Here is a 7,264-nt window from a genome sequence, read left to right as displayed (position 1 = left end):
CCGGCTGGTCCTGGGGGTAGGCCTGCGGGTCCTGCGGGTACGCCGGCTGGTCCTGCGGGTAGGGCTGCGGCTGGCCCGGCGCGGCGGCGAAGGGCTGCTGCGGCGCCGCCGGGTACGGCTGGGGCGCCGGGACGGCGGCCGGCGGCTGGGCGGGGCCGGGCTGCGCGGCTGCCGACGGGTCGGCCGGCGGCCAGCCGTGCACGGCGGTCGGAGCGGGCGCGGGCGCCGGTACCGGGTCGGGCGACGGTGCGGGCACCGCGGCCGGGGTCTGGGAAGCCGGGTCGGTCGGCGGCACGGCGTAGGCCCCGGCGGGCGCGGCCTGGCCCTCGCCGGGGATGCCCGGGACACCCTGGACGGGTGCGGGTGCGGGTGCGGGCGTCGGCGCGGGGATCGGGGCGGGCGCGGCCACGGGGACGGCGGCCTCGGCCGGCTGCGGCTGCGCCGACGGCACGGGCTGGGGCAGAGGCTGAGGCTGGGGCACGGCCGAGGGCTGCGGCTCGGCCGGCGCGGCCGACTGACCCGGCACCCCGGGCGCGGCCACCGGGGCCGGCGCACCGCCAGGAGCCGGCGTCACCCCGCCGCCCGGCGCTGGCGACCCCGCCGGGGACGCCCCCGCTGCGGGCGCCGGAGCACCCGCGGCGTCCGTCTGCACGTACCAGGACGGGGGAGTGTAGTCGGGCGCGTCGGACCAGTCCTCGTCGTCCTCTGCCGCGTTGTCGCCGACGTAGACGCCGTCCCGATCGCTGCTCACCTAGGGCTCCCTCGTGTTCGCCGCCGCATGTTCGCGGTGCCGTTGCCGTCTCACAGCCTAGGCCGTGAGCCACCCCCGGCTGAAGGCGGTGTCTCATCTCCGACCGGGCCGCGACCGGGCCGAGACCGGCTCCGCCCCGGTCAGTCGAGGCGGCGCGGACCGCCCAGGACCTGGCGTTCCGCCTGCCCGGTGACCACCCGGACGTACTGGCGGCTCATCCGGGTCGTCCACAGCGTCAGGTCGTCCGGGAGGGACGGCAGGGCGGCGACCTCGTTCGGTCCGAGCGAGAGCACCCGGCCGATCAGCTCGGCCTCCTCCGGCATCACCCGCTGCACGCCGACCAGGTCGGCCGCGTTGAGCACCCGGGAGGCGTTCGGCCCCAGGTGCGGCACCACCGTCAGCATCGTCTGCCAGGGCGTGGCGGAGAGCCGGCTGCGCGGCGGGCGGGCACCGAGGTCGCGCACCACGAGCACCGGCGAGGTGACCGAGGCGCCCTGCGGGCCGAGCCGGCCGGGCTGGTGGACCGTCACGCACGGCTGTCCGCCGCCCGCGGCCTGCGCCATCGGCCCCCAGAGGTGGCCCCGGGCGGTCTCGACGGCGATCCGCGCGCCGGTGGCGGCCGCCCGCAGCGCGATGACCTGCGCCGTCCAGAGGCCGCCGACCAGCACCAGGTCGTAGGAGCTGGGCCGGAACAGGCCGAGCACGGCGGGCCGGGCCTGGTGCACGTCCTCGCCGATCAGCACGCCGTCGTCGCCGACCGGGAAGGACAGCGCGTCGAGTTCCGCGACGGTGAGCACGTGCTTCTCCCGGCGCGGGCCGCGCAGCCCGAAGCCGGGCAGCAGCCGGCGTCCGGGCCGGGGCTGCGCGTCCGCGCCGGTCTGCGGCGCGGGGGCGGGGTAGGACAGGTGGGCCATCAGGAAGCACCTCCCAGGGGCAGGGTGGCCAGCACGCCGGGTGCCTGCTCCAGGTCGAGCCGGGTGAGGCCGAGGCCGGTGCTCTGGGCCCTGGCCTCCACCTGCCGGCCGAGTTCGACGGCCTCGCTCTCGCTGCGCCCGGTGACCCGGACGTGGCCGCTGAGGGTGACCGAGCCGCCGGTGCCGTGACCGGCGGTCAGGCTGAAGGTGCTCGCCAGCGCGGGCGCGCCGGTGACCAGGTTGACCAGGTCGGGGACGGCGATCCGGCCGGGGGCGCCGCCGGGGCGGCCGAGCTGCGGCCAGCGGGAGATCCAGTAGGTGCTGTGCCAGCGGTCGTCGACCCGCCAGAACCGGTTGGTCTCCTGGGTGCGCCGCCCGCTGCCGCCGCCGCTGCCGGTGCCCTGGCGGCCGGCCGTGGCCAGCGGGTTGACGCAGGTGGAGATGGCGAGGGCGGCGATCAGCTCGCGTTCGTCGAGCACGGTGGCGTTGAAGCCGGCGCTGTTCAGCCGCCCGGCCAGCTGGTCGGTGACCCGCTGGAGCGCCTTGCGGGCGCCCACCTCGCCGCCGCCCCGGGCACGCACCGCGGTGGCCGCCCGTTCGGGGTCGAGCTTGAGCGCCACCCAGGTGAGCCGCAGCGCGGGGGTGGCGGTGCCGTCGGCGAGCTCGCGGTAGGCCCGGGCGGCCAGCGACTGCTCGGGCAGGTGCGGCGCGGGCGCCGGCTGGGTGTGCTGGACCAGCTGCACCGATTCCAGGGCGATGTCGTCGACCCGCAGCGCGGAGCAGACCACGTCCAGCGGCAGCGGCCGGGCGGTCCGGGCCGGCCGCAGCGGCAGGTCCTTGGCCTGGACGAGCAGGACGGCGCTGAGGAAGGTGCCGTCGCCGACCATGCCGGTCTCCCGGCGCACCGGTCGGCCGCCGAAGTCGGCCTCGGTCGCGTGGGTGCAGGTGCGCAGCGCGGGTTCGAGTTCCAGGGCGGGGGCGAGCGCCGGGTCGGTGCCGGGCGGCGGGACGTGGGCGCGGGCGTACCTGCGGCGGGCCCGGAGCGCGGCGCGCACCCGCAGCGCCTCGGGGATGGTGCGGCCGCGCAGTGGCACCAGCGCGAGCACGACCAGGGCGAGGGCGACGGCGCCGAAACCGGCGGCGACCGGCCGGCTGATCGTCCAGCCGACGGCGACCAGCGCCACCGCGACCTCGACCAGCACGAGCTGCTGGAGCCTCAGTCGGCCGCCGAGCAGCCCCGGCCGGGGGTGGACGCGGACCGGCACGGGTCCGTCGGGTCCGCCCGCGCGTCCCGGGGCGGGAGCGCCCGCGGTCCCGGTGCGGTCGCGTCGTGCGGAGCGGCGCGAACCACTGCCCCGTCCCGTGCTCCGGCGCCCCGGAGCGGTCTGGCTTGGCATCCCCCGAGTGCCCCTCTCTGATCGGTTGTCGCGGCCCGGCTGGCCGGTGCGTGAACCGTACCCGTACCGTACTCACCGTCTGCTGCCGCATCGTAGAGGGTTCGAGCCCGTTCTCGCCCGGGGGGTGCGGCTCACGGGGCAGCACGGTCTGACAGGGGAGACGACGAGCATGGCATCGCGCCGGGACGAGCTGAACGCCTACACCTTCGCCCGCAAGCGCACCGTCGGGGCCTTTCTGCTGCCCGGCGGCGGTGGGAGCGACGAGGACGCGCCGCGCCCGGTGAAGGCGATCCTGCCGAGTGTGGTGGTGGGGGCGCTGGTGATCGGCGGCTTCGGCCTCTGGGGGGTGTTCAAGCCGAGCGCGCCGGTGGGTTGGGACGAGGGCAAGTACATCGTCCAGGGCAAGCAGAGCACCACCCGGTACGTGGTGCTGACCGACCCGGACGGGAAGACCAAGCGGCTGCACCAGGTGCTGAACATGGCCTCGGCGCGGCTGGTGCTGCCGGTGGACAGCAAGGTGGTGGTGGTCGACGACGGCGTCCTCGACCGCTACCCCAACCACGGCCCGACGATCGGCATCCCGTACGCGCCGGACAAGCTGCCCAGCAAGGAGAACGCGAGCCGGCCGATGAAGTGGTCGGTCTGCGACCGGCCCGGCGACGAGCAGGGCAGCACGGTCAACCAGGCGGTGTTCGTGGCGGGCGGCGCCGACGCGGACGCGCTCGGGGAGAAGGACCGGATGCTGGACGTCGGCCAGGCGCTGCTGGTGCAGCAGGCGGACGACCCGCAGGTGGCCGCCTCCGGGCAGGCCGCGGGCCAGGGCAAGTTGCGGATCTTCCTGGTGGACAGCAAGGGCCGCCGGCACGCGATCGGCGCTCCGGAGGACTCGGACACCACCCGTTCCCAGCTGATGTGGGCGATCTTCGGGGCGATGGCCACCCCGCAGAAGGTGAAGAAGGACTGGCTGGACACGCTGGCGCCGGGCAGCGACATCGTCTTCCCGCGGATCGACGGGCTGGTGCCGGACACCAAGGTGGCCAACTCCTCGGTGCCGCTGCAGAACCCGGAGGACCGCAAGATCGGCCGGCTGGTGCGGTTCGGCGAGAAGCACTACGTGGTGGGCAAGAGCCAACTACTGCTGATCACCCCGTTCCAGGCGGAGCTGATCCGGCAGAACCCGCTGCTGCAGCCGCTGTACAACCAGGACGTCAACAAGAGCCCGCGGATCGACGACCTGACCCCGGCCGAGCACGCGACCGTCAACAGCAACGTGCCGCTGATGGGTGAGAGCGCCGCCGACTGGCCCACCAGGACGGGTGCGCCGGCCAACACCTGGCAGGCCCCGAAGGACGCCCGCTCGGTGGTCTGCAGCACCTTCGACGGCGTGGCGGAGGACGGCCGGACGCCGCGGCGCAGCGTCTGGGCCGGGACGGACTACCCGGTGCGCTACAGCAACGGCGCCTCCACCGCGCATGTGACGCCCGGTCACGGCCTGTTCTACCGCGCGCTGGACAACGCGACGGACGGCTCCGGCACGGACTTCCTGATCACCGAGACCGGTCTGCGGTACGCGGTGCCGGCCAGCAGCGAGGGTGGCAAGGGCGGCCAGACCACGCCGCCGGCGCAGCCGGGCCAGCCGGCCGGGCAGCCGGCGGGTCAGGGCGGCGCGGCCGGCCAGGGCGGGGCGGCCGGTCAGGGCGGGGCGGCGAAGGGCCCCTCGGGCCAGCCGGCCACCCCGTCCGGTCCGCCGCAGCCCGAGGACCTGGGCGGCAACCAGGCCCGGCTGGGCTACCAGGGCCTGCAGCCCGCGCCGGTGCCGCAGCAGTGGTCGAACCTGGTGCCGGTGGGCCCGGCGCTCAACGCCAAGAGTGCGGCGCAGCAGCAGAACGCGTGAGCGCGCGGTGGCGACTGTGGCCTTCCCCCGCCGTGTGCAAAGGAATTGGCCGTGATGTCATGGCTTGGTAACCGACCGTCGCCCGGTGTTGGGCGAGCTGCGTGTGCCGACTACAGTGCTGCAGGACATCACACCGGTGATGCCCGGGGGCGGAGACGAAACCCCCGGACTCAAGGTCTGTCTCATGGGGGACGGTAGAGCATGGGTCAGTTCAAGACGACCGCGCAGGAGATGCTGGCATTCGCCAAGCACATGGACGAGGTCATCAACCAGATCAACACCGAGATCAACGGCCTCAACAACCTGGTGAGTTCGATCACCAGCGGTTGGCAGGGCCAGGCCGCGCAGGCCTACACCAACCTCCAGGGCCAGTTCAACACCGACGCCCAGGAGCTGAACAAGTCGCTGCGCGCCATCAAGGACGCGATCGAGCTCACGACCCAGAAGTACTCGCAGGCCGACGCGGACCAGCAGGCGGCCTTCGGGACCGCCGCGGCGTCCTGATCCTCAGCTCTTTCCGTTCACCCGTCGACGCACCCCTCGGGTGATGGGGTGCGCCGCAGCCTCGACTAGGAGACATCGTGGCCGACCACATTCTGGTCAACTTCGCGACCATCAAGAACGCCAGCTCGGAGGTCCGTCGGACCGCGGGCACCATCAAGGCCCAGCTCGAGGAGCTGAAGGCCGGCGTCACCAAGATCTCCGGTAGCTGGGAGGGCGCCGCCCAGCAGGGCTACCAGGCCCACCAGGCCAAGTGGGACCAGCGTGCCGAGCACCTCCAGCAGGTGCTGGAGCAGATCGCCAAGTCGCTCGACAACGCGGCCCAGAGCTACCAGAACACCGAGAACCGCAACGCCACCCTCTGGACCGGCTGACGGTTCACGGCCCGAGGACGACTCGCCGAAGGGCGGGTGCCCCGCGCGGGGCACCCGCCTTTGGCGCGTGACCGCGCAAGCAGGTGGACGACATGAGGGGTGGCAGGGTGCCGGTGGTCAGGTACCGGACGGCGGCCGCGGCGATGGCCGCGCTCACGCTGCTCGGCGGCCCGCTGACGGTGCCGGCGGCGGCGGAGGGGCCGGGCATCTCGGCCGCCGGGGAGTGCGGCAAGAACGCGCAGAACGTGCAGGCCGTGCCGTGGTCGCTCCAGCGGATGGTGCTGGACGAGCTCTGGCAGGGCGGCGCGACCACCGGCGCGGGGGTGGTGGTCGCGGTCATCGACACCGGGGTGGACGACCAGAACCCGCAGCTCGCCTCCAAGGTCCTCGACGGCGGTTCGCTGCTCAAGGACAAGGAGGGCAAGCGGGTCGAGGGCGGCGGCAAGGACGACCTGGTGGGCCACGGCACCAAGGTGGCGGGCATCATCGCGGCCTCGCACAGCGAGCAGACCGGCTTCGTCGGTATCGCCCCGGGTGCCACCATCCTGTCGATCCGGCAGAACGACGCCGAGGGCAACGGTGACGTCCACTCCCTGGTGGAGGCCGTCAACTCGGCGGTCCAGCAGGGCGCCAAGGTCATCAACATCTCGCAGGACGTGCGCGGCGCGGCCGACACCCGCTTCGTCGGCTACGAGGAGCTGAAGGCCGCGGTCGAGAACGCCGAGAACAAGGGCGTGGTGGTGGTCGCCTCCTCCGGCAACGAGGGCAAGAAGGGCGACACCTACCCGGCGGCCTTCCGCACCGTGCTCGCCGTCGGCGCCTCCGACCGCAACAACGAGCGCACCTACTTCTCCCAGTACGGCGACTTCGTGGACGTCGCGGCGCCCGGGGTCGACATGCTCTCCACCGTCCCGCGCGGCGGGCAGTGCGTGGACAACGGCACCAGCTTCGCCGCGCCGTACGTGGCCGGTCTCGCGGCGTTGCTGCTCGGCGCGCACAAGGACTGGAAGCCGAGCCAGGTGCGCGCCTGGATCGAGCAGACCGCGCAGCGCACCGACCACAAGGCGAACGAGTACATCGGCTGGGGCGTGGTCGACCCGGTGAAGGCCGTCACCACCGCGCCCGCGACGCCGCCGGACAAGCCGGTGGAGGACCCGCCGGTCCAGCTGGCCTCCGCCCCGATCGTGCCGCGCCCGCTCGGCCTCGGCGAGACCCAGGCCGACCGCGACGGCCGCACCGCGACCTACGTCCTGGGCATCGGCGCCCTGCTGGTCGCCCTGCTGATCGGCGGCGGCATCGTCCTCCGCGACCACCGCCGCCGCCCCTGAGCCACGCCCCCGACGAACGCCCCCGACGAACGCCCCGATCCCGCGCGGAACCGTCCCCCGAAGAATTCTTCGTATCCGCTGTAACATCCCGCCCGGCCCGCCGCA

6 protein-coding genes and 1 pseudogene are annotated in these 7,264 nt (G+C 74.3%); 4 read left to right on the top strand and 3 right to left on the bottom strand.

Going from position 1 to position 7,264, the window contains the following annotated elements; translation table 11 throughout:
* The 3 genes and pseudogenes from ACFP3U_RS32590 to eccE form a co-directional block, all read right to left on the bottom strand.
* Window positions 1-751 (bottom strand): annotated as a pseudogene (locus ACFP3U_RS32590) (hypothetical protein); the annotation flags it as partial.
* Between the two features lie 140 nt (window positions 752-891).
* A complete protein-coding gene (locus tag ACFP3U_RS32585) occupies window positions 892-1,665 on the bottom strand; it encodes a hypothetical protein (RefSeq protein ID WP_380229357.1) in 774 nt (257 codons plus the stop codon).
* Window positions 1,665-2,930, bottom strand: coding sequence for a type VII secretion protein EccE (gene eccE, locus ACFP3U_RS32580; RefSeq protein WP_380229356.1), 1,266 nt, complete (start codon window positions 2,928-2,930; stop codon window positions 1,665-1,667). Before eccE ends, ACFP3U_RS32585 begins: the two co-directional genes overlap by 1 nt.
* Window positions 2,931-3,231: 301 nt before the next feature.
* Here eccE and ACFP3U_RS32575 point away from each other — a divergent pair, with 301 nt between their 5' ends.
* The 4 genes from ACFP3U_RS32575 to mycP all read left to right on the top strand — a co-directional run bounded on the left by ACFP3U_RS32575 (window position 3,232) and on the right by mycP (window position 7,159).
* Window positions 3,232-4,956 (top strand): type VII secretion protein EccB, encoded by a 1,725-nt coding sequence (locus tag ACFP3U_RS32575; protein WP_380229355.1) that lies wholly within the window; start codon window positions 3,232-3,234, stop codon window positions 4,954-4,956.
* Window positions 4,957-5,157: 201 nt separating this feature from the next.
* Window positions 5,158-5,460 (top strand): WXG100 family type VII secretion target, encoded by a 303-nt coding sequence (locus ACFP3U_RS32570; RefSeq protein WP_380229354.1) that lies wholly within the window; start codon window positions 5,158-5,160, stop codon window positions 5,458-5,460.
* Between the two features lie 77 nt (window positions 5,461-5,537).
* A complete protein-coding gene (locus ACFP3U_RS32565) occupies window positions 5,538-5,831 on the top strand; it encodes a WXG100 family type VII secretion target (protein ID WP_380229353.1) in 294 nt (97 codons plus the stop codon).
* Window positions 5,832-5,923: 92 nt separating this feature from the next.
* The gene (gene mycP, locus ACFP3U_RS32560) at window positions 5,924-7,159 is read left to right on the top strand and encodes a type VII secretion-associated serine protease mycosin (RefSeq protein WP_380229352.1); all 1,236 of its coding nucleotides are present in this window, start codon (window positions 5,924-5,926) and stop codon (window positions 7,157-7,159) included.
* Window positions 7,160-7,264: the final 105 nt, after the last annotated feature.

Origin of the sequence: Kitasatospora misakiensis, assembly GCF_042656005.1 — a bacterium.
GTDB classification, from domain to species: Bacteria; Actinomycetota; Actinomycetes; order Streptomycetales; family Streptomycetaceae; genus Kitasatospora; species Kitasatospora misakiensis.
This window is presented reverse-complemented; position numbering and strand designations above follow the sequence as displayed.

Excerpts from the sequence above, each read along its gene's own strand:
- ACFP3U_RS32575 (WP_380229355.1), top strand. The coding sequence starts at position 3,232 with ATGGCATCGCGCCGGGACGAGCTGAACGCCTACACCTTCGCCCGCAAG.
- ACFP3U_RS32570 (WP_380229354.1), top strand. The coding sequence starts at position 5,158 with ATGGGTCAGTTCAAGACGACCGCGCAGGAGATGCTGGCATTCGCCAAG.
- ACFP3U_RS32585 (WP_380229357.1), bottom strand. The coding sequence starts at position 1,665 with ATGGCCCACCTGTCCTACCCCGCCCCCGCGCCGCAGACCGGCGCGGAC.
- mycP (WP_380229352.1), top strand. The coding sequence starts at position 5,924 with ATGAGGGGTGGCAGGGTGCCGGTGGTCAGGTACCGGACGGCGGCCGCG.